General features: G+C 70.1%; 25 protein-coding genes, 1 tRNA gene and 1 riboswitch. Of the genes, 18 read left to right on the forward strand and 8 right to left on the reverse strand.

Annotated elements, in window-relative coordinates; all coding sequences use genetic code 11:
- Nucleotides 1-17: 17 nt before the first annotated feature.
- The 7 genes from CLV67_RS47015 to CLV67_RS47045 all read left to right on the forward strand — a co-directional run bounded on the left by CLV67_RS47015 (nucleotide 18) and on the right by CLV67_RS47045 (nucleotide 5,958).
- Nucleotides 18-452, forward strand: a complete 435-nt coding sequence (locus CLV67_RS47015) for a DUF6153 family protein (RefSeq protein WP_146169595.1) — start codon at nucleotides 18-20, stop codon at nucleotides 450-452.
- Between the two features lie 86 nt (nucleotides 453-538).
- Nucleotides 539-1,189: a DUF305 domain-containing protein gene (locus CLV67_RS47020; protein WP_106330484.1), complete on the forward strand. Its 651-nt coding sequence runs from the start codon at nucleotides 539-541 to the stop codon at nucleotides 1,187-1,189.
- Between the two features lie 188 nt (nucleotides 1,190-1,377).
- On the forward strand, nucleotides 1,378-1,746 hold the full coding sequence (locus CLV67_RS51530) for a hypothetical protein (RefSeq protein ID WP_146169596.1): 369 nt from the start codon (nucleotides 1,378-1,380) through the stop codon (nucleotides 1,744-1,746).
- 154 nt (nucleotides 1,747-1,900) lie between these two features.
- Nucleotides 1,901-3,013, forward strand: a complete 1,113-nt coding sequence (locus CLV67_RS47030; RefSeq protein ID WP_106330486.1) for a PLP-dependent cysteine synthase family protein — start codon at nucleotides 1,901-1,903, stop codon at nucleotides 3,011-3,013.
- Nucleotides 3,010-4,299 carry an MDR family MFS transporter gene (locus CLV67_RS47035; protein ID WP_106330487.1) on the forward strand — a complete coding sequence of 430 codons (1,290 nt, stop codon included), beginning with the start codon at nucleotides 3,010-3,012 and terminating at the stop codon, nucleotides 4,297-4,299. Before CLV67_RS47030 ends, CLV67_RS47035 begins: the two co-directional genes overlap by 4 nt.
- A 181-nt stretch (nucleotides 4,300-4,480) precedes the next feature.
- A complete protein-coding gene (locus tag CLV67_RS47040; RefSeq protein WP_239166911.1) occupies nucleotides 4,481-5,179 on the forward strand; it encodes a DUF1775 domain-containing protein in 699 nt (232 codons plus the stop codon).
- Nucleotides 5,180-5,352: 173 nt separating this feature from the next.
- Entirely contained in the window at nucleotides 5,353-5,958 is a 606-nt protein-coding gene (locus tag CLV67_RS47045; protein WP_203737808.1) for a CueP family metal-binding protein, read from the forward strand.
- Nucleotides 5,959-6,495: 537 nt separating this feature from the next.
- Here the strand turns inward: CLV67_RS47045 and CLV67_RS47050 are convergent.
- The gene (locus CLV67_RS47050) at nucleotides 6,496-6,981 is read right to left on the reverse strand and encodes an anthrone oxygenase family protein (RefSeq protein ID WP_106330489.1); all 486 of its coding nucleotides are present in this window, start codon (nucleotides 6,979-6,981) and stop codon (nucleotides 6,496-6,498) included.
- A complete protein-coding gene (locus CLV67_RS47055) occupies nucleotides 6,981-7,349 on the reverse strand; it encodes a nuclear transport factor 2 family protein (RefSeq protein ID WP_106330490.1) in 369 nt (122 codons plus the stop codon). The genes CLV67_RS47050 and CLV67_RS47055 overlap by 1 nt, the downstream gene beginning before the upstream one ends.
- Nucleotides 7,350-7,420: 71 nt before the next feature.
- Here CLV67_RS47055 and CLV67_RS47060 point away from each other — a divergent pair, with 71 nt between their 5' ends.
- The 4 genes from CLV67_RS47060 to CLV67_RS47075 all read left to right on the forward strand — a co-directional run bounded on the left by CLV67_RS47060 (nucleotide 7,421) and on the right by CLV67_RS47075 (nucleotide 11,959).
- Complete coding sequence (locus CLV67_RS47060; protein WP_203737807.1) at nucleotides 7,421-8,026, forward strand: TetR/AcrR family transcriptional regulator; 606 nt, start codon at nucleotides 7,421-7,423, stop codon at nucleotides 8,024-8,026.
- 475 nt (nucleotides 8,027-8,501) lie between these two features.
- Complete coding sequence (locus tag CLV67_RS47065; RefSeq protein ID WP_106330540.1) at nucleotides 8,502-8,708, forward strand: heavy-metal-associated domain-containing protein; 207 nt, start codon at nucleotides 8,502-8,504, stop codon at nucleotides 8,706-8,708.
- A 2-nt stretch (nucleotides 8,709-8,710) separates the two neighbouring features.
- Nucleotides 8,711-9,682, forward strand: coding sequence for a hypothetical protein (locus tag CLV67_RS47070; protein WP_106330492.1), 972 nt, complete (start codon nucleotides 8,711-8,713; stop codon nucleotides 9,680-9,682).
- 12 nt (nucleotides 9,683-9,694) lie between these two features.
- Nucleotides 9,695-11,959: a heavy metal translocating P-type ATPase gene (locus CLV67_RS47075; protein ID WP_106330493.1), complete on the forward strand. Its 2,265-nt coding sequence runs from the start codon at nucleotides 9,695-9,697 to the stop codon at nucleotides 11,957-11,959.
- Nucleotides 11,960-12,054: 95 nt separating this feature from the next.
- Here the strand turns inward: CLV67_RS47075 and CLV67_RS47080 are convergent, their stop codons facing one another.
- Nucleotides 12,055-12,627, reverse strand: coding sequence for a C40 family peptidase (locus tag CLV67_RS47080; RefSeq protein WP_106330494.1), 573 nt, complete (start codon nucleotides 12,625-12,627; stop codon nucleotides 12,055-12,057).
- Nucleotides 12,628-12,633: 6 nt separating this feature from the next.
- Nucleotides 12,634-12,760, reverse strand: a riboswitch (cyclic di-AMP (ydaO/yuaA leader).
- 646 nt (nucleotides 12,761-13,406) lie between these two features.
- Here CLV67_RS47080 and CLV67_RS47085 point away from each other — a divergent pair.
- Nucleotides 13,407-14,405, forward strand: a complete 999-nt coding sequence (locus CLV67_RS47085; protein WP_170154270.1) for a flagellar M-ring protein FliF C-terminal domain-containing protein — start codon at nucleotides 13,407-13,409, stop codon at nucleotides 14,403-14,405.
- 15 nt (nucleotides 14,406-14,420) lie between these two features.
- Here CLV67_RS47085 and CLV67_RS47090 read toward each other — a convergent pair whose 3' ends face one another.
- On the reverse strand, nucleotides 14,421-14,720 hold the full coding sequence (locus CLV67_RS47090) for a metal-sensitive transcriptional regulator (RefSeq protein WP_106330541.1): 300 nt from the start codon (nucleotides 14,718-14,720) through the stop codon (nucleotides 14,421-14,423).
- Nucleotides 14,721-15,488: 768 nt separating this feature from the next.
- Between CLV67_RS47090 and CLV67_RS47095 the strand changes: the two genes are divergently transcribed.
- On the forward strand, nucleotides 15,489-16,205 hold the full coding sequence (locus CLV67_RS47095; RefSeq protein WP_170154271.1) for an alpha/beta fold hydrolase: 717 nt from the start codon (nucleotides 15,489-15,491) through the stop codon (nucleotides 16,203-16,205).
- Between the two features lie 133 nt (nucleotides 16,206-16,338).
- Here the strand turns inward: CLV67_RS47095 and CLV67_RS54050 are convergent, their stop codons facing one another.
- The gene (locus CLV67_RS54050; protein WP_106330497.1) at nucleotides 16,339-16,617 is read right to left on the reverse strand and encodes a heavy-metal-associated domain-containing protein; all 279 of its coding nucleotides are present in this window, start codon (nucleotides 16,615-16,617) and stop codon (nucleotides 16,339-16,341) included.
- 48 nt (nucleotides 16,618-16,665) lie between these two features.
- On the reverse strand, nucleotides 16,666-16,950 hold the full coding sequence (locus tag CLV67_RS47105; protein ID WP_106330498.1) for a metal-sensitive transcriptional regulator: 285 nt from the start codon (nucleotides 16,948-16,950) through the stop codon (nucleotides 16,666-16,668).
- 178 nt (nucleotides 16,951-17,128) lie between these two features.
- Between CLV67_RS47105 and CLV67_RS47110 the strand changes: the two genes are divergently transcribed.
- Both CLV67_RS47110 and CLV67_RS47115 read left to right on the forward strand, forming a co-directional pair.
- Nucleotides 17,129-18,556, forward strand: a complete 1,428-nt coding sequence (locus tag CLV67_RS47110; protein ID WP_106330499.1) for an MFS transporter — start codon at nucleotides 17,129-17,131, stop codon at nucleotides 18,554-18,556.
- 105 nt (nucleotides 18,557-18,661) lie between these two features.
- Complete coding sequence (locus tag CLV67_RS47115) at nucleotides 18,662-19,354, forward strand: hypothetical protein (protein WP_146169597.1); 693 nt, start codon at nucleotides 18,662-18,664, stop codon at nucleotides 19,352-19,354.
- Nucleotides 19,355-19,434: 80 nt separating this feature from the next.
- Here the strand turns inward: CLV67_RS47115 and CLV67_RS47120 are convergent, their stop codons facing one another.
- A complete protein-coding gene (locus tag CLV67_RS47120) occupies nucleotides 19,435-20,031 on the reverse strand; it encodes a TetR/AcrR family transcriptional regulator (protein WP_106330501.1) in 597 nt (198 codons plus the stop codon).
- A gap of 88 nt (nucleotides 20,032-20,119) precedes the next feature.
- On the opposite strand from CLV67_RS47120, the gene CLV67_RS47125 reads away from it, so the two are divergent.
- From CLV67_RS47125 to CLV67_RS47135, 3 genes are all read left to right on the forward strand, one after another.
- Nucleotides 20,120-21,508, forward strand: a complete 1,389-nt coding sequence (locus CLV67_RS47125; protein ID WP_106330502.1) for an MFS transporter — start codon at nucleotides 20,120-20,122, stop codon at nucleotides 21,506-21,508.
- 98 nt (nucleotides 21,509-21,606) lie between these two features.
- Nucleotides 21,607-22,020, forward strand: a complete 414-nt coding sequence (locus CLV67_RS47130; protein WP_203737806.1) for an MFS transporter — start codon at nucleotides 21,607-21,609, stop codon at nucleotides 22,018-22,020.
- 104 nt (nucleotides 22,021-22,124) lie between these two features.
- Nucleotides 22,125-23,786 carry a recombinase family protein gene (locus CLV67_RS47135; protein ID WP_239166910.1) on the forward strand — a complete coding sequence of 554 codons (1,662 nt, stop codon included), beginning with the start codon at nucleotides 22,125-22,127 and terminating at the stop codon, nucleotides 23,784-23,786.
- 18 nt (nucleotides 23,787-23,804) lie between these two features.
- Here CLV67_RS47135 and CLV67_RS47140 read toward each other — a convergent pair.
- Nucleotides 23,805-23,889, reverse strand: a tRNA-Leu gene (locus CLV67_RS47140).
- Between the last annotated feature and the right edge of the window lie 105 nt (nucleotides 23,890-23,994).

The raw sequence follows: 23,994 nt of genomic DNA on the forward strand, positions 1-23,994 counted from the left end.
GCGCTACCGTGGACGCCGTGACGAGGACAGCAGCGATGACGGTGGGCCGTGCGGCCCGCCTCGCGCTGCTGCTGGCGACCGCTCTCGGGCTGGCGCTCATGCACACCCTCGGCCACACCGGCGTCCGCGCCGACCTCCACCCGGCGGCGACCGGCATGGACACGACCGCGGTGGGCCCTGCAGGGATGCTGACGGCGGTGGTCACCGCGGCGCAGCCGTGCCCGGACGGGCATTGCGACGGCCACGGGGGGCACGGTTCCGGCGCCTGGAGCGCCTGCCTGGCGATCCTGACCGGCCTTGCCGTCGTGGTGATGCTGTACTGGCTGCTGACCCTGGTCCAGGGTCGCCGTCTGCTTCCGGTGCCCGCGGTCCTGCGGGCGCTGTCCCCGCGAGCGCCGCCGGATCGCGCCACCGGACTCACGCTCGCATCGGCAGCGGTACTGCGCATATAGCAACGCCACCTCGACGTCGACCCGTCTGCGGTCGTGTCGAGGCGTTCGCGCGTACCCGAAAATCTGCCGAAAGGTTACGACCCGCAATGATGCGTACTTCCCAGCTGCCCACCACCGTGCTGCGCCGCGGCCTGCTCGCCGGTGCCGCCGTCACCGCCACCCTCGTGCTGTCGGCCTGCGGTGGCAGCGACCACTCGTCGTCCGGCACCGGCATGAACCACGGCGCGACCACGGCCGCGTCGCCGGCCGCGTCGGCGGTCGGCACGTTCAACGACGCCGATGTGACCTTCGCCCAGGCGATGATTCCGCACCACCAGCAGGCGGTGCAGATGGCCGACATGGCCGACGGCCGGGCCGCCGACGCCGAGGTCAAGCAACTTGCCGGCAAGATCCAGGCCGCGCAGCAGCCGGAGATCGACACGATGACCGGCTGGCTGACCGCCTGGGGCAAGCCCGCCCCGGAGCCGCACATGAGCATGGGCTCCGGCACGGGCCACGGCTCGATGCCCGGCATGATGACCGACGCCGACATGGCCAAGCTCATGGACGCCAAGGGCGCCGCGTTCGACAAGCAGTTCCTGACCATGATGATCGCTCACCACGAGGGCGCCATCGAGATGGCCCAGACCGAGGTGGCGCAGGGCTCCAACCCCGAGGCCAAGACTCTCGCGCAGAAGATCATCACCGATCAGCAGGCCGAGATCACCACGATGAAGACCATCCTCGAACGCCTCTGATCCCGTCGATCCGCGGGCGGCCAGGCGTGACGCGCCTGGCCGCCCCGGCCCGCCCTGCCCGTATGCGTTCAGGTGTCGCACAGGGTGTGCGGGAGGCGGTGTGGCAACTCCGCGAAACCCGGCGGAACTAATCGGGTCTTTGGTACTTTTGCCGCTTGGCTTCGTTGGAACGCCGAGCGGGAAGGGCCATGCTCCAGCTGATCGTGCGGATGACCACCATGGCGCTGCTACTGATCTGCGGCGCCCTGGCCCATCACGTCCCCCAGCACGCGCACCATGGCCATCCCACCGTCGCAGCGGGCCCGCAGACGGCGACCCCGCCATCCGGTGATGCCTGCACGGCAGCAGCAGCCGACCAAGCACATCTCGCGCATCCCTGCACTCCGGTAGCGCTGCTGCCGCAGCCGCAGATCGACGATGTCGATCTGCCGCTGGTCCCGGCCCCGCCCCCTACCGACGACGCCCTCACCGCTGCCGCCGCTGCGGCTGACGCGGCCCACCCGCCCGGTAGACACCATCACACCGTGCTGGCACTGACGAGCGTGTATCGAAGCTGACAGGTCCCGCACGCCGCCGCCTCGAAACGCGCCTGTTGGCTGATCGGGCCGGTAGCGGCGACGTGCCTCCGTGACCTCTGCTCACCTCCGCACCTGACGTCTGCTCGCCGTGGACGCCGGGCGGCGGACCACGTCTGCGAAAGCGGCTACGCACATGATCGACGTGACGTTTCCCCGGCTCCAGCGCCGGCCCCTTCCCGCCCAGCTCGTCTCCAGCTCCACCTGCCACCACCTCGACCAGCTCGTCGGCAACACCCCCGTCCTGTGGACCCGCGACATCACCGCCACCAGCGACGGCGGGTTCTGGGCCAAACTCGAAGGCCACAACCCCGGCGGCATCAAGGACCGGCCCGGCCTGCACCTGATCCAGCGCGCCCGTGAACGTGGTGACCTCGCCGACGGCGCCCCGATCGTGGAGTCCACCTCCGGCACCCTCGGCCTCGGCCTGGCCCTCGCCGGGCTGATCCATGGCCACCCGGTCACCCTCGTTACCGACCCCGGCATGGAACCGCCGCTGCGGAACCTGCTGACCGCCTACGGCGCCCGCATCGACCTGGTCGACACGCCGCACCCGACCGGCGGCTGGCAGCAGGCCCGCCGCGACCGCGTCAACCAGCTCCTCGCCGACCGGGGCGGGTTCTGCCCAGACCAGTACAACAACCCCGACAACGTCGACGCCTACCAGAGCCTCGCCCTGGAGCTGGCCGCGCAGCTCGGCCGAGTCGACGTGCTGGTGTGCAGCGTCGGCACCGGCGGGCACAGCGCCGGCACCGCCCGGGTGCTGCGCGAGTTCTTCCCCGACCTGCGGCTGGTCGGCGTCGACGCGTGCGGCTCCACCATCTTCGGCCAGCCGGCCCAGACCCGGCTCATGCGCGGGCTCGGCAGCAGCATCCACCCCCGCAACGTGGACTACCCGGCCTTCGACGAGGTGCACTGGGTCGCCGCCCCGGAATCGGTGTGGGCCTGCCGCAGCCTGGCCGCCGGCCACTACATCAGCGGCGGCTGGAGCGTCGGCGCGGTAGCCCTGGTCGCCTCCTGGCTGTCCCGGACCCTGCCCGACGACACCCGCATCGCTGCGATCTTCCCCGACGGGCCGCACCGCTACGCCGACACCGTCTACAGCGACGACTACTGCCGCACCCACGACCTGCTCGGATCCGCGCCGGCCACCGACCCGGACGAGATCCGTCACCCCCGCGAGCGGGAAGTGCGGCGCTGGACGCGCTGCACCCACGTCATCGACCCCACCACCGGGGACGCCCCGTGACCGGAACCCTGGCCCAGATCCGGTCGTTCAACCGGCCGGTGCAGTTGCTGCTGGTCAACCAGCTGACCATCAATATCGGCTTCTACATGCTCATGCCGTATCTGGCCGGCTACCTCACCGGCGACCTGGCGATGGCGGCCTGGGCGGTCGGCCTGATCCTGGGTGTGCGCAACCTGAGCCAGCAGGGCATGTTCCTGCTCGGCGGCACCCTCGCCGACCGGTACGGCTACAAACCGCTGATCCTGACCGGGCTCGGCCTGCGCGTGGCCGGGTTCGGGCTGCTCGGTATCGCTACGAACCTGCCCGCCCTGATCGTCGCGTCGGTGCTGACCGGGCTTGCCGGAGCGTTGTTCAACCCGGCGGTCCGCGCATATCTGGCCGCCGAATCAGGCGAGCGCAAGACCGAGGCGTTCGCCGTGTTCAACGTCTTCTACCAGGCCGGCATCCTCGCCGGGCCGCTGATCGGCCTCGCCCTGCTGACCGCATCCTTCCGATGGGTGTGCACGGTCGCCGCGCTGCTGTTCCTGCTGCTGCTGATCGCTCAGGCCCGCGCCCTGCCCGCCCGGCACGCCCCGGCCGGCCCCGACGATCGCAGTCCTACGGCGGATTGGCGGCAGGTGCTGCGCCATCGCGGCTTCCTGCTGTTCTCGGCCGCGATGATCGGTTCCTACGTACTGAATTTCCAGGTCTACCTCGGCCTGCCCATCGAGGTCCGCCGGGTGACCGGATCGGAGACTCCGGTGGCGATCCTGTTCGCCGTCTCCGGGCTGCTCACCGTGGCCGGGCAGGTCCGGGTCACCGCCTGGGCCAAACATCGGTGGAGCCCACCGCAGGCCATCGTCCGCGGTCTGGCGTTGATGGCTGTCGCGTTCCTGCCGCTCGCCGCCACCGCCGCCATCAGCCCCGCGACCGGCGCGGGCCCGTGGCGCACCGCGCTGGCGCTGACTCCGGTGTTGATGAGCACGGTGCTGCTGACGGTCGCGACGATGATCGTGTACCCGTTCGAGATGGCCACCATCGTCGAGTTCGCCGGCCAACGCCTGGTCGGCACCTACTACGGCCTCTACAACACCCTCGCCGGTGTCGGCATCGCCGCCGGGAACCTGCTGACCGGCGCCGCCCTCGACACCGCCGTCACGCTCGGGTGGCCTGCGCTTCCGTGGCTGCTGCTGACCGTCACCGGGGTACTGGGCACCGCGGCGGTCGGCTACCTGTCACGTGCCGGTCACTTGACGACCACGCCCGGTGCGGCGGCCGGCGACCGGCGCAGTACCGCGAAGACATAACCCTTCGATCGCCGCGGTCTCGGGCGACGATGACAGCAGTGCGGGCCGGCTTTTCGGAAATGGGTGTGGAACTTTCCCGAGCCGGGTGACGACTTACCGATGCCGACGGGTGAGCCCGTACGGTCTGCTTGTCCTTGATGGTTGAGATGGAGGTCCGGGCGCGATGGCGTTACGTACGCGTATGGTCGGAGCCCTGGCGGCAGGGGTGGCGGCCGCCGCGCTACTCGCAGCTCCGGCCTTCGCCCACGTAGAGGTGGAGGCCGACAAGGCGCAGGCCGGCGCCGCCAACGTCACACTGACCTTCCACGGTGAGGCTGAGTCGCAGAGCGCCGGCATCGTGTCGGAGCGGGTGGTGCTGCCGCAAGGCATCAAACCAGCGGACGTGACCTTGGTGAAGGCGCCCAGGGGCTGGACGTTCACCAGCAGCGCCGACGGGTTCACGATCGCCGGCCCGGCGCTGAAGGTCGGCCAGGACGCCGAGTTCGCCGTCACGGTGACGCAGCTGCCCACCGATGCGACCACGCTGTCGTTCAAGACCGTGGAGACCTACAGCGACGGCAAGGTTTCCCGCTGGATCGACCTGCCCGAAGAGGGCCAGCCCGAACCCGAGAGCCCGGCACCCACCATCACGCTCAAGCCCGCCGCCAACCAAGCCGAGGTCACTGCGGGCACCACGCCCAGCAGCAACCCGAGCACCGCCGTCTCAGCCACCGCCCCGGCGGCCACCCGGGCCAGCAATACGGCGGCCGAGCAGACCGCCAGCAGCACCGGCTCCGGCGGCTCGCGCGTCGCCTGGTGGATCGCCCTGGCCGTAGCGGTGATCGCCGGTGCCGGTGGCCTGCTGCTCTGGCGCAAGCGCAGCAGCAACCCGGCTCCGTGACCCTCCCAGGGTGACCCTGCGTCAGCGGTCGGCGCACCGCCGGCACGGCAAGGGCCAGTTGCCCATTGGGCTGCTGCCGGATAGCCGTCATGGGGCGGCATGTCGGCCTGTCCCAGTCCTAACCTGCGCGCCCGGTCAACCGTGTGACTGACTACCGATGGAGAATCGTGAGCATGAAACGGCTCTTTCTCGTGGGTGCGGTGTCGTTGCTGACGATGGCCGGGTGCACCGGCACCGACGGTTCTGCCCCCATCGCCGGGCCGACCAGCGCGACTGTGGCGGCGTCGCCGTCGGCTGAGGCGCAGCCGCTGCTGGCTCGCTATGGATTGGCGGGCAAAAGCACGGTGGAGGTCATCGACCAGCTCGACCGGTTGGACCTTCAGCAGCGCCCAGCCGGGCTGAAGGCGTCCGTGCGGGCCGGTGAGCTGCTGATTTCCGACGGCGGGCAGGAGTTCAGCCTGCCCATCCCCGCCGACCGGTTCTACCTGTCGGCCGGCCCGTACCTGCAGCAGACCCACGACTGCTTCTTCCACGCGCCCACCGGCTGCAAAGGCGAACTGGCCGGCAAACAGGTGCAGGTCAAGATCCTTAACGATGCCAACGGCACGGTCCTGGTCGACGAGTCGCGCACCACCTTCGCCAACGGCTTCGTCGGATTCTGGCTGCCGCGCAACATCACCGGCACCCTGCGGATCACCTCCGACGGCAAGACCGCCGAGTCGAAGATCAGCACCGGCGCAGACGCCCCGACCTGCCTGACCACGCTACGACTGGTCTGACCACCACGCGGCCCGCGCTCTGCCTTGGGCCGCGTCCGCCCCGCTGATCCTCCCTCGCCGGTGTGCTCGTCGCCGGCGAGGATGGCCGCCGTCCGGACATCAGCGCCATCTGGGTCGGTCCGCGCGGCGTGCCGCTGTCGCCCGGCTGACGGCGTTGCGGGTCGCGGGGACGTTGACGCCCGAGCATGTGCGGCTGGTGTGCGGGCTCGGGTTGGGCGCTCGGGACCAATGCTCGGAAGAGTTACGACAATTATGATCTTGGTGCTCTGGCGTGCTTCTGGAGCGGAACTGCGCCGCCGACCCGAACACCTAACCTAACGGCGCTCGCGCAGCTCGAACAGCCAGGCCGGGAGGTCCGCGATCGATGCCGGGCTCACGAATTCGTACCGCCCGATCGCGGCGACCGAGCCGAGCCCGACGAGGTAGCCGCGGTCCGGTGGACGGGGCCGCGGGTGTCGATTCCCGGCCGGGCGTGCTGACGCCGCCGGAGGTGGTCGTGATCGTGACGGCCGGCAGGACGGTGATCCACATGCGGCCTCACCCGATCGCGGCCCGCTGCCGTGCCCCCGTGGTCAGCCCTTGGGTAACCACCAGCAGCACCACGAAGGCGGCGAGCGCCGCGACGGTCCGAACGTCGTGCAAGGCCTCCCAGCGGGCGAGCCGGTCCGCGTAACCGGCCGGCAGGCCGGTCGCCGCCCAGGTGCGGATCTCACCATTGATCGGCACATTGCCGAACCGGGTGACCACCAGTGCGGTCAGCGCGAGCAGTCCGGCCCCGGCGGCACCCCAGCGGGCCCTGCCGCGCAGCGCCACCGCACAGACGGTCGAGGACACGATGGTCAGGCCCATGGCTGCCTGCATGAAGATGCCGTTCATGTCCATCAGCGCGACCCGGTAAGTCATGTGCACGTCGATCGGCACGGCGTTGAAGGTCGGCACCACGCAGACCCGGGCGTAGCCGAACGCCCCGGCCAAGAGCCCGGAGCAGAGCAGCGCGACCCCACCGGCGAGCCGGGCCCGCATCACCCGTCACCCTCAACGGTCCGGGTGAGCTGGTCGAGCCGCAGCATCCGGCCGTCGTCGGCGACCCGGCCGATCACGTGGATGTCGGTGGCCACCACCGCGCCGCTACGCATCCGTGCGGTGAGCGTGTAGCGGGCGGCCACCTGGTCGCCCCGCGTGAGCGCCTGATGGATGTCGACGTCGGCGGCGACGGCGTTGCGGCGCACCGGCCGGATGTGCGCGACGATCCGGTCCCGGTCGAGCGTCAGACCGTCGTTGTGGAGGGTGAACCCCGGGGCGTGGTATCGGTCGAAGACCACAGCCGGTTCCTCGTCTCCGAAGGCCGCCTCCTGGGGGTATCGGGCGAGGTAGTCGGTGAAGCTGAGCATCGGTTCCTCCGGTCGATCGGTAGAACTCTGACAGCCTGTCCAACATACGTGGGCAGGTTAGCCTTGACAACGTGTCAGAACTACCGAGTCCTCGGCGCCGTCGGCTGCGGGCGGACGCCGAGCGCAGCCGGACCGCCATCATCGACGCGGCGATCATCCTGCTGGGCCGCCGCGCCGACGCGAGCATGGAGGAGATCGCGGCCGCCGCGGGCGTCGCACGCCAGACGGTGTACGCCCACTACCCGTCCCGGGATGCACTGCTCGTCGGGGTCGTCGACCGGATCACCGGGGAGACGGTCGCCGCGCTGGACACGATCGACCCGGCGACCGGGACGGCGGCCTCGGCCCTGACCCGGTGGCTGACCGTGAGCTGGGGCGTGATCGAGCGATACCCGCTGCTGCTGACCGTTTCGCTGCCGGCCGGCGATCCGGCCGACGAGCGCGACCGGCACCTGCCGATCATGGAAAAGCTGGCGGAGATCCTGGCGCATGGCCGCCGGACCGGCGAGTTCACCACCGGGCAGCCGGAGGGCTGGCTGCTGGCGGCCACGATCAGTCTGGGCCACGCCGCCGGCCAGGAGGTCGCCGCCGGCCGGATGACTGCGGCCGCGGCCGCAGCGGCCTATCGGGACAGTGTCCAGCGACTCGCGGCGGCTCCAGTGGTGACTATTCAGTAAATCTGCGCCTAGGGTCGGGTCACGTACCCAAGCGCTGGTCCCGCAGAAAGCGACAGCTTCACCCAGGCGGTGCCAGCTTGGTGCCAACTACAGCCGCACGGTGCCAACTTCGTCCGGTTGGGACAGCCGCTACCACTAGCGCCCGCCGTCGGCGCCAAGTGCCTCAGCGCGTCCGACCAATGACAGAAACCCCGCCGGCTTCAGCGACAACAACCTGTCGCTCAACGGCCGTGAAGGCTGACAACGCGGGCACGGCCGTACACCGCGCCAACAGTGATGGAGCGGATCGGCGCACCGCACCGGTCAGCCACCCTGCAGGCGGGAATCGCCATAACCGGTGAACGTGACGGCAATCGCGCGGAAGGCGTGCAGCGCATCACCAGGCAGGCCCCTTGATACCCTAGGGGGGTATGGGTATGGTTGGTTTGTGTGCGGCGACGTCCCGCCGCTCACGCCCAACGGCAAGGAGATCGTGATGGCTACCCAGACCTACACCGTGACCGGCATGACCTGCTCGCACTGCGTCAACTCCGTCAGCGCCGAAGTCGGCAAGGTCCCCGGAGTCACCGACGTCCAGGTCGACCTCGCCTCCGGCACGGTCACCATCACCAGTGACCAGCCCGTCGACGAGACCGCGGTCGCCGCGGCCGTCGACGAGGCCGGCTACGAACTCGCGAGGTAGTCATGAACACCGCCATCAAGCTGGGCGGCTTCGGGATCGGGCTGGCGGCCGTGTTCACGGCCGCCCTCGGCCTCGGCAGCCTCTTCCCGGCAGCCGCACCCGCCACCCCGGCCGCGCACGGCGGCCACACCGGCACACCACCCGAGCAGAACACCCCGGCAGCAGTGCTGCCGGCCGGGCTGCAGATCAGCCAGGACGGCTACCGGCTCACCCCACTCAGCGCCAACCTGCCGGTCGGTACGCCGCAGCCGTTCCGGTTCCAGATCACCGGCCCGGACAACCGGCCGGTCACCGCCTACACGACCAGCCACGACAAGGACCTGCACCTGATCGTGGTCCGCCGTGACCTGTCCGGGTTCCAGCACGTACATCCCGAGCTCGGCAGCGACGGCATTTGGTCCATCCCGCTCGCGGTACCCGCCGCCGGGCAGTACCGGGTCTTCGCCGACTTCCAGCCCGCCGGCCACGACGGCCTCACCCTCGGCGCCGACGTTCCCGCCTCCGGCGACTACCAACCCACCCCGCTTCCCGCGGCCGCTCGGACCACGACGGTCGACGGCTACACGGTCACCCTGACCGGCGACCTCACGCCCGGCGCCTCATCCAAGGTGACCCTGTCGGTCAGCAAGGACGGCACGCCGGTCACCGACCTGCAGCCCTACCTCGGCGCGTACGGCCACCTGGTCGCGCTGCGCGACGGTGACCTGGCCTACCTGCACGTGCACCCCGACGGTGAACCCGGCGACGGCCGCACCGCGGCCGGCCCCGACGTCGCCTTCCACGCTGAGGTTCCGTCCCCCGGCGCCTACCGGCTGTACCTGGACTTCCAGCACGACGGGAAGGTCCGCACCGCCGAGTTCACCGCCGTCGCCGGAACTGTCCCGGGCGCGCCGAGCTCCGCGCCGGCCACGGCCGCTGTGTCTGCCACGCCGAGCCCGTCCGGGCACGGCGCCGACGGCCACACCCACGACTAGGAGGAGAGCGTCATGGCAACCGTCGCCGGGCCGCTGCCCGTGGCCCCGAACCAGATCGAGCTGGCGATCGGCGGCATGACCTGCGCCTCCTGCGCCGCGCGGATCGAGAAGAAACTCAACCGCATGGACGGCGTGGTCGCCACCGTCAACTACGCCACCGAGAAGGCCAGCGTCGCCTACCCCGACAGCGTGACCGCCGAGGATCTGATCGCCACCGTCGAGAAGACCGGCTACACCGCGAAGCTTCCGTCGCCACCGCAACAGCCCGGTGACGACCCGGCCGAACATGCGCAGCCGGTCGACGAACTGCGCGCGTTGCGGACCCGGCTGTTCACGGCGATCGCGCTCAGCGTGCCGGTGCTGCTGCTGGCGATGGTGCCGGCCTGGCAGTTCACCTACTGGCAGTGGCTGTCGCTGACGCTGGCCGCGCCGGTCGTCGTCTGGGGCGGGTGGCCGTTCCACAGGGCGGCCTGGACCAACCTGCGTCACGGCGCCGCCACCATGGACACGCTCATCTCCATGGGCACGATCGCGGCGTTCGGCTGGTCGCTGTGGGCGCTGTTCTTCGGCACCGCCGGAGTCCCCGGCATGACGCACCCGTTCAGCCTCGACATCGGCACCACCGACGGCGCGGGCGCCATCTACCTGGAAGCCGCCGCCGGCGTCACCACCTTCATCCTCGCCGGCCGCTACTTCGAGGCCCGCTCCAAGCGCCGTGCCGGCGCCGCCATGCGAGCCCTGCTGGAACTCGGCGCCAAGGACGTCGCGGTGCTACGCGACGGCATCGAACGGCGCATTCCGGTCACCGACCTGGCGGTGGGGGACCGGTTCGTGGTGCGGCCGGGCGAGAAGATCGCCACCGACGGTGTCATCGAGGACGGCACCTCGGCCGTGGACGCGAGCATGCTGACCGGCGAGTCCGTACCGGTCGAGGTCGGCCCCGGCGATCCGGTGGTCGGCGCGACCGTCAACGCCGGCGGCCGGCTGGTCGTGCGTGCTACCCGGATCGGTGCCGACACGCAGCTCGCGCAGATGGCGAAACTGGTCGAGCAGGCCCAGACCGGCAAGGCCGCCGTCCAGCGGCTCGCCGACCGGATCTCCGGCGTGTTCGTGCCGATCGTGATCGGCCTCGCCGTCGCCACGCTCGGCTGGTGGGTGGGCACCGGCTCCGGCTGGACAGCCGCGTTCACCGCCGCCGTCGCCGTACTGATCATCGCCTGCCCCTGCGCGCTCGGCCTGGCCACCCCAACGGCACTGCTGGTCGGCACCGGGCGCGGCGCGCAGCTCGGCATCCTGATCAAAGGCCCCGAAGTCCTCGAGTCGACCCGGACCGTGGACACCGTCGTGCTGGACAAGACCGGCACCGTCACCACCGGCCGGATGAGCCTGGTCGACGTCGTTCCCGCCGACGGCGTCGACCGCGAGCGGCTGCTGCGCCTGGCCGGGGCGGTCGAGGCCGCCTCCGAGCACCCGATCGCCCAGGCAATCGCCGCCGCAGCAGCTGACAGCGCGCCGCTGCCGCAGGTGACCGGATTCGCCAACACCGAAGGCCTCGGTGTCACCGGCACCGTCGACGGCCACACCGTGCACGTCGGCCGCCCGGTACTGCTGCGCCAGGCCGGTCTGATGGTGCCCGCCGACGTCGAGCAGGCCGTCGATGCCGCTCACGCGGCGGGGCAGACCGCCGTGGTCGCGGGCTGGGACGGTCAGGCCCGCGGTGTGCTGGCCGTCGCCGACACCGTCAAGGCGACCAGCCGGGCCGCTGTCGCCCAGCTGCGGGCGCTGGGTCTGTCGCCGGTGCTGCTCACCGGCGACAACGAGACCGTCGCCCGGGCCGTGGCCGGACAGGTCGGCATCGACGAGGTGATCGCCGAAGTCCTGCCGGCCGGCAAGGTCGACGTCGTCAAGCGGCTGCAGGAACAGGGCAAGGTCGTGGCGATGGTCGGTGACGGCGTCAACGACGCCGCCGCCCTGGCCCAGGCCGACCTCGGGCTGGCCATGGGCACCGGCACCGACGCCGCGATCGAGGCCTCCGACCTGACCCTGGTCCGCGGCGACCTGATGGCCGCCGCCGACGCGATCCGCCTGTCCCGGCGCACCCTGCGCATCATCAAGAGCAACCTGTTCTGGGCCTTCGCCTACAACGTCGCCGCCCTGCCCCTGGCCGCGGCCGGGCTGCTCAACCCGATGATCGCCGGCGCGGCGATGGCGTTCAGCTCGGTGTTCGTCGTCGCCAACAGCCTGCGGCTGCGCCGCTTCACCAGCATCACGAAGTAGGGCGTACGACAGTGCCGCCTGCACCTCCGCCAAGGACGGGTGCAGGCGGCACTGTGTTATGCCCGGAGGAGTGCGCGGTCGGTTGGGGAGCCGACTCAGACCAGGCGCCGGACCACGTAGTTTTTGCTCCAGATTTTCTGCTTGGTGACCGTCTTGCCGGTTCGCGGCGCGGCCCACATCTTGCCGCCACCGGCGTAGATGCCGGCGTGCGTGCCCTTCGTCCCCGTACGGATGACGATCAGGTCACCCGCGCGGGCCTTGGACTTCGCGACGGCCTTACCGTACCGCTGCTGCAGGTGGGCCTTGTGCGGCAGCTTCTTGCCCGCGGCCTTCTTGTAGACGTACATCGTGTAGCCGGAGCAGTCGAACCGCTTTGGGCCGGACGCGCCGAACTTGTACTTCTTGCCCTTGTGCTTCGCCGCTTCGGTCATGACCCGGTTCGCGGCCACCTTGGACTTGGCGGCCTGGGACGCCGCCGCCTTGACGGTGATGCCGGTCTGGCTGAACGCCACGCTGGTCTGCGAGGACACCTGTGTGGTGGCGACAGTCGCGGCGGAGGCGGACTGTGGTGTGCCGAGCCCGCCGGTCAGAAGACCGAGACCCACGGACAGGGCGAGAGCGCCGACTTCCAGGGTACGGGCGGGCCGGCTCAGGGTGCTTACGCGCACGGTGAAGGAATCCCTCCGGCACGCCTGCGAGGTTAGCTGTCGGATTCGGGCGCGAAGGTTGCCCGGCCGCACGCTGGCGGCTTCACCCCAAGGTCCTCATGTCCCGGCCGCCGCGGTGCGGCGTGCCGGTCGAAGACCGCTCGTGGTTCCCCCGTCCCTGCCCCCGAATGCCTCATGACTCGTCAGGCGGGTTGTGCCGCCGGACCGGGGCAGGGCTCGGCGTGGTCCAGGTCGGCACGACCGGCGAGCCTGTGCCCGCCGCCCCTCCTTGATAGCCCAGTCGGCGCCGATCCCAGCTCCCGGAGGTAATCACACTCAGTGACTGGCGTGCCGAGACGTGTCCGATTGGAAGACCGGTGCGAGGTTTGTCGACACGGGCTGCTCATGCATGGTGAACCGAGAGTGGTTTTGATCTGTGAAAGGGAACACTCGATCTCGTACGTGGTAGCTGGGGGTGGCACCGGCAGTGTTCCCCGGTTCGTCGCGTCCGACGCGACTGCCGGTCGGTTCATCGTGGCCGACCGTCCGACGCTCGTCGCCCGAACCGATGGCCATCCCTGAAGCAGGGGTCACGGTGTGAATGCCCGATGGTGTCCGTTGCGGCGACGACCGCACCCAAGACGGTCGGTGCGCCGATGCAACCGAGCCGCAACCACCGGACCTTTCAACCAGCCGTGCCGTCGAGCGATGAGGCAGACCCCATCAACCGCATCGCCCGACCACGAAGTCTCACCCATCACGGCGGTCGATCGGCGTTCAAAAACTGTGAGAGGCAGGCTGTGAGAAATCGCTCCGTCCCGTCTGCCCTGGGCACGGGCACGTCGCCCCGCGGCGGGCGTGCCGGGAGGCTGATCGTCGCGCTCGTGGCGCTGACCCTGGCCGGAGGCGCGAGTTTCGGCGCCGCGCCCGCATACGCGGCCACCATGGCGCAGCGACAGGCGACCGCGGGTGGCTACACCGTTTCGCCGGCCACCGGCGGCTTCACCCGGGCGGTGCTCGCCGCTGATGCCACCACCGCGGCCTTCCAGGACCGCTTGGACGACGCTTTGCAGCACATGCTGGACACCGTGCTCGGCCCCGGCCGCTCAACGGTCACCACCAACGTCGAACTCGACCTCGACCAGGTCGCGACCTCCAGCACCACCTACCAGCAGGATCCGTCCGCCGGCGCCCTGTCCGAACGGATCAGCGAGCGCTCCTACATCGGCGACAACGGCGGCACCCGGTACGACAGTAGCAGCGCGTCGCGCGTCAACGCCCTCGACGAACTGCACGAGACCCGCCGTGAAGCCCCCGGCGACATCATCAGACTGAGCGTCGCCGTCCTCGTCGACGAAGCCGCCGCGGCGAACCTCGACCTGGCTCAGGTCCGTGAACTCATCGCCGTAGCCGCCGGTATTGATGCCAGCCGCGACGACCGGGTGACGGTCACCGCCATGCCCATGCGCACCGCTACAGCGACTCCCACCGACAACGCCGTCGCGCAGCCCGGCACCGAATCCCCTGCCGCGCTACGGACGGCACTCATCGCCGCGGTTCTGATCCTGCTGACCTGTGCCGCGCTGCTGGCCGTCCGCAAGCAACGGCGCCAGGCCTCGGCGGCAGCCGACCGGCGAGAGCTGCTCCGTGCCCAACTGCACTTCCAGCGCACTCCGATCCCGGCTGCGGCAATCGCTACTGCACTCGACGAGGACAGACGACAGCAACGGGCGGTCGAGTCGGTCGACCCGGCGCAGACCGCGCAGCAGCTGCGAGAATGGATCGACCCCGGCCGGTAAGAACAGGCGGCCGGCTCAGGACTTCACGAGGCGGGCGATCGCCGCGCTCGCCTCCTTGATCTTTGCGTCCACGTCGCCCTCCGCCGCGGCGTGGACCACGCAGTGCTTCAGATGATCCTCGAGCAGGCCGACGGCTACCGCGTGCAGGGCGCTCTTGGCGGCTGAGATCTGGGTCAGGATGTCGATGCAGTAGGTGTCCTCGTCGACCATCCGCTGCAATCCGCGGATCTGCCCCTCGACCCGCTTCAGCCGGGCCATCAGCGCCTGTTTCTCCGCCGAATACCCGTGCGGACCGGCCGGTTTTGCCTCACTCATGCCGTGCAAGATACCCGGCACCGGTATCAGCCGGTGCGGCTGCGGACGCGTCCCGGCAGTCGCCGTGCCCGCTGCAGTGGCCTGCGGTCACCGAGCCCGCGATGTCGTAACCTGGCCCGGTGACCCGATCCCACCAGCCGGCAGCCCCGTGGCTGCTGCGCTGGCTGCTGGTCGTGATCACCCTGGCCGGTGTCGGGCTCGTGCAAAGCGCACACTGCGCCGACGGACCGACCGGCGCACACCATGCGGGGCATTCGGCTACCGCAGGGCATCACCACGGCGTTTCGGATCACGGCGTTGCGGCAAGTGGGCAGCACGTTACGGCAGCCCGGACGGCAGACACCACAGCCGGGCACTGCGAGGTCAGCGCCCCCGTCGCCGAACCCGCCGTGCGAGCCGGCGCCGTCGCGCTTCCGGCGATGACCGCCTGCGCCGACACCAGCGCACCCCACACGGCGGTGCCACCGATCGCATCCCGGGCACCCGCCGTCACCCTGACCCAACTCGGTGTAAGCCGCATATAGGACACCGCGCACGCATACGCATCCCGGCATCGCCGGATGTGCGCTCGTGCCTGCCCGGGGCCCGGCAAAGCCGGCCGTCACGCCCCGCCCGGCGGTGGTGTCCACCTGTTCCCTGCGCGGAAAGCCGAACCTTCGTGAACCTTCACGCCCTCCCCGCTGCCCTGCTCACCCATCAGCGCCAGCGCCAGTCCCAGCCGCATCGCTCGACCGGCGGCCGCCACCTGCCGGACGCGGGGGCGCTGCCGTGACCGAGACCCTGCCGCCGCTGCGCACCACCCACCCGTTCGATGCTGCCGGGGGACGGTGGTGCTTCGACCTGTGGGACGGGACCGGCCGGCCAGTCGTCTTCATCCCCGCGGTGTTGTTCGACCGGACGTGCTGGTGGCCGACCGCAGCCGACCTGCGCCCGTACGCCACCGTCGTCGCCGTCGACCTGCCCGGACATGGCGGTTCGCCTGGCCGGGACCGTTACGAACCCGACGACCTCGTCGACGATCTGGCCATGCTCGTCGACAGCCTGCAACTGCGGCGCGCACCGGTGATCGTCGGGCACGGCCCGTCAGCGACGCTGGCGGCCCTGTTCGCGGCACGCTACGCCACCCACGCCGTGGTAGCCGTCGACCCGATCCCCGCCACAGGCCTGTGCGCCGACGTCGACACCTATCTGCGCGGCCTGCAGCTCACCGAGATCCCCGAGCAATACCGCGGCCTGCTGCAAACCTCGCATGACCCGCGCCTGCTGGCCGCCTACGCGACCGGTCTGCGGTACCGCCGCCCGGCGACCGCCACGATCGGCGTCACCCCTACCCGGCTCGCCGTGCACAGCCGGCCACCGTCCGAGCCCGAGACGGATCCGCAAGCCGCCGACACGTGGCGACAGGAGGTCTACGACGTCCCGGGCAGATTCGCGTCCCTCGCCGCCGCCCGCAGGTTCATCACCGACCTGCGGACACTGCTGTGAAGCGGCACTGGGTGGCGTACCGAACTGGTCGCCTTCGTACAACGCCGCTGACAAGCGGAAATGAGGACGTCCCTTGGCGGGAGAGCGGACGGCGTGCCCTCCCGCCAAAGCTGCACTGACGCCTTCCCTTCGGTCAGTGCACCAGCTGATAGCCGGCTGCGGCGACGGCCGCAGCCACGCTGTCATCGTCGAGCGCCGCGGCGCTGGTCACCGTGACCGCGCCGGTGGCGACGTCGACGCTGACGTCACGCACGCCGGGAACATCGGTGAGTTGCTTACTGACCCGGCCGGCGCAGCCGCCGCAGGTCATCCCGGCGACCTGGTACACCGTCCGGGTGTCGTCCGGCGCCGTCGCCGGCTCGGTGGCCGGGGTCGTGGTGGCGCAGGCGCAAGCGGTGTCGCTGCCGCACATCGGCTTCTCCTTGCTGTCGTGTGACTGGTACTGAGCTGGGGGAGCAGGTCACGCCCGCACCAGGCGGGCGATGGCGTCGGAGGCTTCCTTCAGCTTCGCGTCGGCGTCCGGTCCGCCGTCGCGGGCCGCGCCGACGACGCAGTGCGCGAGGTGATCGTCGAGCAGCCCGAGTGCCACGGTCTGCAGAGCCTTGGTCGCGGCGGACACCTGCGTGAGGATGTCGATGCAGTACGTCTCGTCGTCGACCATGCGCTGCAGGCCACGGACCTGACCCTCGATCCGGCGCAGCCGCTTCAGATAGTCGTCCTTGTCCGTGATGTAGCCGTGAGCCATGACCCGGCTCCCTCCAGCAGTTGCTACCGTACCCCCCTAGGGTATCTTGGTAAAGCGGCACGTCCAATGCTGTGACGCGGAAGTCAATCGACGCACACCCTTGACCGCATATACCCCCCGGGGGTAACAATGACGCCGGAAAGCAGATACCCCCTGGGGGTACCAAGGAGGTTCGGTCATGTCCCGCAGTCCGCACCGGTGGTGGGCGCTCGCGCTCATCGCCCTCGCCCAGTTCATGGTCATCATGGACACCTCGATCATCGGCGTCGCCCTGCCGAAGATGCAGAACGACCTCGGCTTCACCCCGAGCAATCTGTCCTGGGTCTTCAACGCCTACGTCGTCGCCTTCGGCGGCCTGCTGCTGCTCGGCGGACGCCTGTCCGACCTGTACGGCGCCCGTCGCATCTTCGCCACCGGCTGGGCGATCCTGCTCGCCGGCTCCGCCGCCGCCGGCCTGGCCGGCACCGTCGAACTCGAGCTCGCCGCCCGCGCCGTACAGGGCGCAGGATCCGCACTGATCGCCCCGTCCGCACTGACCCTGCTGATGATGCTGTTCGGTAACCGGCCCGCCGAACTCACCAAGGCCCTCGCCCTGTACGGGGCGGCCGCACCGGCCGGCGGCACCGCCGGAGTGTTCCTCGGCGGCGTCATCACCGAATACGTCAGCTGGCCGTGGGTGTTCTACCTCAACATCCCGATCGCCGTCCTCGCTTTGATCGCCACCCCGGCGCTCATGCCCGCCGGCGGCAACCGCCCCGGCTCCCTCGACCTGGCCGGCGCTCTCACCGTCACCGGCGGCCTGGCCGCCGCCGTCTACGCGATCGTCCGCGCCCCGCAGGCCGGCTGGAACTCCGCCTCGACCTGGCTCACGCTGGCCGGATCGGCGGTCCTGCTTGCCGCGTTCCTGATCATCCAAGCGCGTCGCCGTCAGCCGCTGATGCGGCTGGGTATCTTCACCAGCCGGAACCTGACGGCGGCGAACCTCGCCCAGTTACTGCTCGGCGCGGCGTGGATCCCGATGTGGTTCTTCCTCAACCTGTACCTGCAGCAGGTCCTCGGCTTCAGCGCGTTCCCCAGCGGCGCGGCGCTGCTGCCGATGACCGTTCTCATCATGGTCGGCATGATCGTCCTCGCCCCACGGGTCATCGGACGATTCGGCACCAAGACCACCCTGGTCGCCGGTCTCGCGGTGCTGGCCGCCGGCCTGGCCTGGCTCGCTCTGATCCGCCCGACCGGCAGCTACCTGACCGACGTGCTGCCCGCCTCCCTGGTCGCCGCCCTCGGCATGGCCCTGGCGTTCATCCCGTCGCTGGGAACCGCCCTGTCCAGCGCCCGCCCGGAGGAAGGCGGTCTCGCCTCCGGCATCGTCAACACCAGCTACCAGATCGGCTCCGCCCTCGGCCTGGCCGCCATGACCGCCGTCGCCGCAGCCCACGGCGCAGACGCCCTCGGCGACCCGGCCGCCCTCACCGACGGCTACTCGGCCGCCCTGCTCGGCGCCGCCGGCATCGCCCTGGCGGCCGCCATCCTCGCCGCGATCACCCTCACCGGCCGCAACGGCAAGCCCGCCGCCACGCAACCCGAGAACACGCCGGCCACCCGATGACCACCGGGTGCTGTCCCAGCGCTCCGCCGGAACCGGACCGGCTCCGGCGGAGCGCTGGGCCCACCCCGGCCCACCCATCACCCGCAACGAAAAGAGACGATCGAGATGCCCACGCTCCTGAATGACACCAACGCTCACCCTGCCTACGCCACCGCTTCCAGCAGCAGAGCGCGACGCGCCGCCCGCGCCGGACTATGGGCACTACCTGCCTACGGCCTCCTGCTCGGGTTGAGCACCTGGACCCACCAGCCCGGCATCGACGACTTCGACGCCTACGCCCGCTACATCACCACCGACGTCTTCCTGATCAGCCACCTCGGCGCCAGCATCTTCGGCGCAGCCCTGGCCGTCCTCGGCGCCTTCGCGGTCACCGTGTTCCTGGCGAACGGGCGCGCCGCCCGCACCGCCATCACCGGACTGGTCCTGACCACGATCACCAACGTGTTTCTAGCCTCGACCTTCGGCAGCGCCACCTTCGTCCAGCCCGGCATCGGCCGCGCCCACCTCGCCGGGACGCCGGGTATGCCCGCCCTCAACGCCGACACCGCCTACGGTCCAGCCTTCTTCATCGTCGCCTTGACCGCCACGTCCTTCCTGATCGTGTCCGCGATCGTCCTCGGCACCGCGATCGCTCGCTCCGACCGTCGGCTGCGCTGGCACGGCATCGCCTACGCCGTCCTGCTCCCGGCCTTCGCCGTCACCGGGTTCGCCCTGCAGGCCGCCCAGCCGTGGACCGGCTTCGCCCTCGCCGCCGCCACCACGGCCCTCGCCGTACGACTGCCACGGCTGAACCGATAGCCCATTCCCGGCGCCATGAGCCCGCCTTCGCCGCACCGCGAGGCGGGCTCGGTCCCTTCCGCTGCGTCGGCAGACAAATCTCAGGAGCCGGTGTGTGCCGGAGCGGCCAGGATTGACTGCACGGTGGCGGTCACGACATCGGACGCCTCTGCCGGATCGAGACGGCCCAGACGGATTTCCTCCGCGGCGCCGTGCAGGATGTACTGCACCGCGTTGACCAGCCACGTCACCGGCATATCGGTCCGGAAAACGCCGTCGCCCTGCCCGCGGCCGATCAACTGCTCCACCCGGTCCGCGGCACCGGTGTGCAGTTCCCGCAGGCGCCCCTCGGGCAGCACCCGCTGCGCCGCCGACAGCAGCGCCGCCGACTCCGCGACCAGAGACCAACTGGAGGCCAGCAGCCGATTCATCGCCTGCCGCGCGTCGCCGGTCAGATCCACGCTGCCGAGCGTCAGCTCACCGGCTCGCAGCGCCTCGGCGAGGGCGGCCTCGACCAGCCCGGGGCGGGTCCGGAAATGTCCGTACACCGTCATCCGCCCGACTCCGGCCGCCTTGGCGATGTCCTCCATGGTCGCGTCCGGATCGCGGCTGAGGCACTCCCGGGCAGCGGACACGATGCGCGTAATGCTGCGCTCGGCGTCGGCGCGCCGCCGCGGGCGGGTGTCGGCGGAAACCATGCCACCACTCTATCCCGTACGGGAATGTACGAGTTAACCTTCCGCTTGTAAGTCGTACACGGGCATACGAGTTATCGCGGAGGGTGTCATGACCACACACGAAATCCAAGAGACCACTACCCGGCATCCGCTGCGATGGCGCCTCCTCGCTCTTCTGGGCGTCGCCCAACTGATGCTGATCCTCGACGTCACCGTGGTCGCTATCGCCCTCCCGCAGATGGAGACCGACCTCGGGCTCAGCCGCGCCGCGATCACCTGGACTGTCAGCGCCTACACCCTCACTTTCGGCGGCCTCATGCTGCTCGGCGGCCGCATCGCCGACCTCATCGGTGCCAAGCGGGTCGTGCTTACTGGCCTGCTCGTCTTCACCGCCGCATCCCTGGCCACCGGACTCGCCGGATCCGCCGAGGTACTGATCGGCGGGCGCATCGCCCAAGGCGTCGGCGCCGCCTTGCTGTCGCCCGCAGCGCTCTCACTGGTCGTCACCCTGTTCGCCGGCGACGAACGCAACAAGGCCCTTGGCGTCTGGTCCGCTCTCGGCGGTGGCGGCGCGGCCCTCGGTGTTCTGCTCGGCGGTCTCATCACCAGCGGGCCCGGCTGGCCCTGGGTCTTCTTCATCAACGTCCCGATCGGCCTGGCCGTGATCGCCGCACTCGCCGTCGTGCTGCCCGCCACCACCGGCCAGAACCCGCGCCCGCGACTCGACATCCTCGGCGCGCTACTCGTCACCGGCGCCACCGCGACCCTCATCTACGCCCTCATCCGAGCCGGTGACCACGGCTGGCTCACCCTCGCCACCGGCGGGCTCGTGCTGGCTGCCGCGATCGGCTACACCGCCTTCACCACGTGGCAGAAGAAGGCCCGCTCACCGCTGATGGACGTCACGATGCTCGCTCGCCGCCCCGTCGCCGGCGGAGCGTTCCTCATCCTCATGGCCACCGCACTCATGGTCGCCGCCTTCTTCCTCGGCACCTTCTACTTCCAGCACGCCCGCGGCTACGGCGCTCTGCACACCGGCCTGCTGTTCCTGCCCGTCGCCATCATCACCATGCTCGGCGCCCACCTCACCGGCACCCTCATCGGCCGCCTCGGCGCGCGGCCCCTCGCCATCACCGCCCTGCTGACCGCCGCAGCCGGCATGACAGTCCCCGCCATCACCCTCCAACCGCTCGCGGTCACCGCCGGTGTCGCCCTCGCCGCCGCCGGAACCGGTGCCCTGTTCGTCGTCGCCTCGGCCACAGCACTCGGCTACGTGGCACCCCAGGAGGCCGGCGTCGCCTCCGGCATCGTGAGCACCTTCCACGAGTTCGGTGCCTCCGTCGGCGCAGCCGTCGTCTCCAGCGTCGCCGCTGCGAGCTTCGCCAGCGACAGCCTCGCCGGCTTCCGCAACGGATTCCTCGTCGCCGCTATCGCCTCCGCCGTGGGCGCCGTCATCGCTGCCCTGCTGACACCCAGCCGCCCGACGGCCGACCACTGACCCGCCGCCGGGCTGCTGCGCTGGCGTCAGCTCGAGCCCAGACCCAGTGCCGCAGAGCAAACGCCTTCAGGACCGAGCCGGGAGAGGCCTCACACGCGATGACCTCAACGTCGACCACGTCGATACCGTTGCTGGCCCGAGTGCTGATCGCGGGCGCCGGGATCATGAGTCTGGCGAACTCCGTCACCATCCCGTTCCTAGCCGTCTTCCTGCACCGCGATCTTGGTTTGGCCCCAGGGCTGATCGGGTTCGTCATCGGATCGTCGGTGTTCTTCTCGATCTTCGCCGGGTTCGTCGGCGGCTCATTGTCGGACACCCTCGGACGTAGTCGGTTGCTGGTGTTCTCGCTGGTCGGGGTGATCGGCTCGTTCACCGGCTTGTACTTCAGCGACGGTGTCGTGGCGGTGTTCGCCTTCAACGCGACGCTGTCGCTGAGCAGCAGCACCTTCGCACCAGTAGGCAAGGCGCTGCTCGGAGACCTGCTGCCCCGGGCCCGGCGGGCCAAGACCTGAAGCGATTGTGGCCTGAACGACCGAGCTCGACTGCCGACCCGCAGGATCAACGATGAGCAGGCGTATCGACAGTTGATCGATGACTGCCGCGGTCACTCCATCAGGTGATCGCTGTCGATGCGGCGTCATCGGCGCTGGCCGGCTTGCTCCCACCTGCATCCGAACCGGATGGGGTGAACGTCATGACGCCGCCTGCCGCTGATCTGATGGACGCTTGGTTGACCAGTCGTCCCGCCTCTGCACGAGTGCGGGGCCAGTCGCAGAAGGCGCCGGCGGGGGCGTTGCGGTTCGCGTTCTACGGGCGGATGTCGACCGTGGAGTATCAGGATGATCTGTCGTCGAGGGGTTGGCAGCGCGACAGTGCCCTGCACCTGATCGCCGGGTACGGGGTGATCGTCGCCAGCTACTTCGACGCTGGCTGTTCGCGCAGTCTGCCGTGGTCGCGGCGGCCGCAGGCGGCGGCGCTGTTGGCCGCGGTCGCTGATCCGGGGCGGCCGTTTGATGCGATCGTGGTGGGGGAGTTCGAGCGGGCCTTCTCCACCCGGCAGTTCGAGGGTCTGTTGCCGTTCTTCGACGAGCATGGTGTCGGGTTGTGGTTGCCTGAGATGGGTGGGCCGGTCGATTCGGGGGATTCGGTTCATCAGGCGATGATGTTGATGCTGGGGCAGCAGTCACAGCGGGAGATCCTGCGGGCGCGGTTCCGCACCACTGCGGCGATGCGAGTGCAGGCGCGGGATCAGGGCCGGCATCTGGGTGGCCGGCCGCCGTACGGGTATCGGCTGGTGGACGCGGGCCCGCATCCGAACGCGGCACACGCGCGGTGGGGCAGGCGGCTGCACCGGTTGGATCCGGATCCGGTGACGGCGCCGACGGTGCGGTGGATGTTTGCCCAGCGCCTCGCGGGGTGGAGTGTGGCGGGGATCGCGCGGACGTTGAATGCGAACGGCACCCTGTCGCCGTCGGCGTACGACCGGGCCCGGAACCCGCACCGTGCTGGTACGTCGTGGACGGTGCGGACGGTGGCGGCGATTCTGGAGAACCCGCGGTACACCGGCCGGCAGGTGTGGAACCGGCAGGGCATCGATCATCACGAGGTGCGGCCGGGGGACAAGACCAGCCGCCCAGGAGGCCGGAAGCCGTCGCATCACTGGAACGACCGGGATCAGTGGGTGATCTCCACTGCGGTGGTGCATCCGCCGCTGGTCAGCGAGCAGGACTTCCTGCGGGCCCAGCAGATCAGCGCACTCGCCGTCCCGGACGACGCGAACCCACACCGTTACCAGCTGACCGGTCTGCTGATCTGCGGGGTATGCGGGCGGCGCCTCGAAGCGCAGTGGGTGCACGGCAGGGCCGGGTACCGGTGCCGGCACGGCTACACCAGCGGCCGCGATGTGCGGCCAGACCGCGCGAAGATCCTCTATCTGCGGGAGGACCAGGTGGTGGCGGAGGCTTGCCGTCAGCTGGCCCATCACACCGGCGTTGACCAGCGGGACCTGGACGGTGGGGAGTTGGGTCGGCAGTTGCGGTGGCGGGGGTACACGCTCCTGTGCACGCCGGTCAGTATCACCCTCGACATCGGCGAGGACACGGCTTGCGCGAGTACCGATGTCCCGGCACCCCAGCCAAGCGAAGCACGCACCAGAGCAGATGACGAGCCGGAGACGTCACCGCAGTCTGGGCAGTTGCCGCTTCCAGGTCTGTCGGTCATTCCGCATCAGCGGCGGAAAGCATTCAACCCACACCAGAATCATCAAAAACGTGAATGACCTTGGTGTGGGTTAACGTGTCCGAGGGGGGACTTGAACCCCCACGCCCGATAAAGGGCACTAGCACCTCAAGCTAGCGCGTCTGCCATTCCGCCACCCGGACCTGCTGTGTACAACCTTAGCGGGACCGCCACCCTGGCTTTCACCTGGGTTTCGCTGCCCTGCCGGCCGCACGGACAGAACTATATACGGCCCCCTGCCCGGCCCG

Origin of the sequence: Actinoplanes italicus (genome assembly GCF_003001815.1) — a bacterium.
GTDB lineage: Bacteria > Actinomycetota > Actinomycetes > Mycobacteriales > Micromonosporaceae > Actinoplanes > Actinoplanes italicus.

What these genes read in the sequence shown, in the direction of transcription:
- CLV67_RS47020 (WP_106330484.1), top strand. Translation starts at nt 539, where the DNA reads ATGATGCGTACTTCCCAGCTGCCCACCACCGTGCTGCGCCGCGGCCTG.
- CLV67_RS51530 (WP_146169596.1), top strand. Translation starts at nt 1,378, where the DNA reads ATGCTCCAGCTGATCGTGCGGATGACCACCATGGCGCTGCTACTGATC.
- CLV67_RS47030 (WP_106330486.1), top strand. Translation starts at nt 1,901, where the DNA reads ATGATCGACGTGACGTTTCCCCGGCTCCAGCGCCGGCCCCTTCCCGCC.
- CLV67_RS47040 (WP_239166911.1), top strand. Translation starts at nt 4,481, where the DNA reads ATGGTCGGAGCCCTGGCGGCAGGGGTGGCGGCCGCCGCGCTACTCGCA.
- CLV67_RS47045 (WP_203737808.1), top strand. Translation starts at nt 5,353, where the DNA reads ATGAAACGGCTCTTTCTCGTGGGTGCGGTGTCGTTGCTGACGATGGCC.
- CLV67_RS47050 (WP_106330489.1), bottom strand. Translation starts at nt 6,981, where the DNA reads ATGCGGGCCCGGCTCGCCGGTGGGGTCGCGCTGCTCTGCTCCGGGCTC.
- CLV67_RS47055 (WP_106330490.1), bottom strand. Translation starts at nt 7,349, where the DNA reads ATGCTCAGCTTCACCGACTACCTCGCCCGATACCCCCAGGAGGCGGCC.
- CLV67_RS47065 (WP_106330540.1), top strand. Translation starts at nt 8,502, where the DNA reads ATGGCTACCCAGACCTACACCGTGACCGGCATGACCTGCTCGCACTGC.
- CLV67_RS47070 (WP_106330492.1), top strand. Translation starts at nt 8,711, where the DNA reads ATGAACACCGCCATCAAGCTGGGCGGCTTCGGGATCGGGCTGGCGGCC.
- CLV67_RS47075 (WP_106330493.1), top strand. Translation starts at nt 9,695, where the DNA reads ATGGCAACCGTCGCCGGGCCGCTGCCCGTGGCCCCGAACCAGATCGAG.
- CLV67_RS47090 (WP_106330541.1), bottom strand. Translation starts at nt 14,720, where the DNA reads ATGAGTGAGGCAAAACCGGCCGGTCCGCACGGGTATTCGGCGGAGAAA.
- CLV67_RS54050 (WP_106330497.1), bottom strand. Translation starts at nt 16,617, where the DNA reads ATGTGCGGCAGCGACACCGCTTGCGCCTGCGCCACCACGACCCCGGCC.
- CLV67_RS47105 (WP_106330498.1), bottom strand. Translation starts at nt 16,950, where the DNA reads ATGGCTCACGGCTACATCACGGACAAGGACGACTATCTGAAGCGGCTG.
- CLV67_RS47110 (WP_106330499.1), top strand. Translation starts at nt 17,129, where the DNA reads ATGTCCCGCAGTCCGCACCGGTGGTGGGCGCTCGCGCTCATCGCCCTC.
- CLV67_RS47115 (WP_146169597.1), top strand. Translation starts at nt 18,662, where the DNA reads ATGCCCACGCTCCTGAATGACACCAACGCTCACCCTGCCTACGCCACC.
- CLV67_RS47120 (WP_106330501.1), bottom strand. Translation starts at nt 20,031, where the DNA reads ATGGTTTCCGCCGACACCCGCCCGCGGCGGCGCGCCGACGCCGAGCGC.
- CLV67_RS47125 (WP_106330502.1), top strand. Translation starts at nt 20,120, where the DNA reads ATGACCACACACGAAATCCAAGAGACCACTACCCGGCATCCGCTGCGA.
- CLV67_RS47130 (WP_203737806.1), top strand. Translation starts at nt 21,607, where the DNA reads ATGACCTCAACGTCGACCACGTCGATACCGTTGCTGGCCCGAGTGCTG.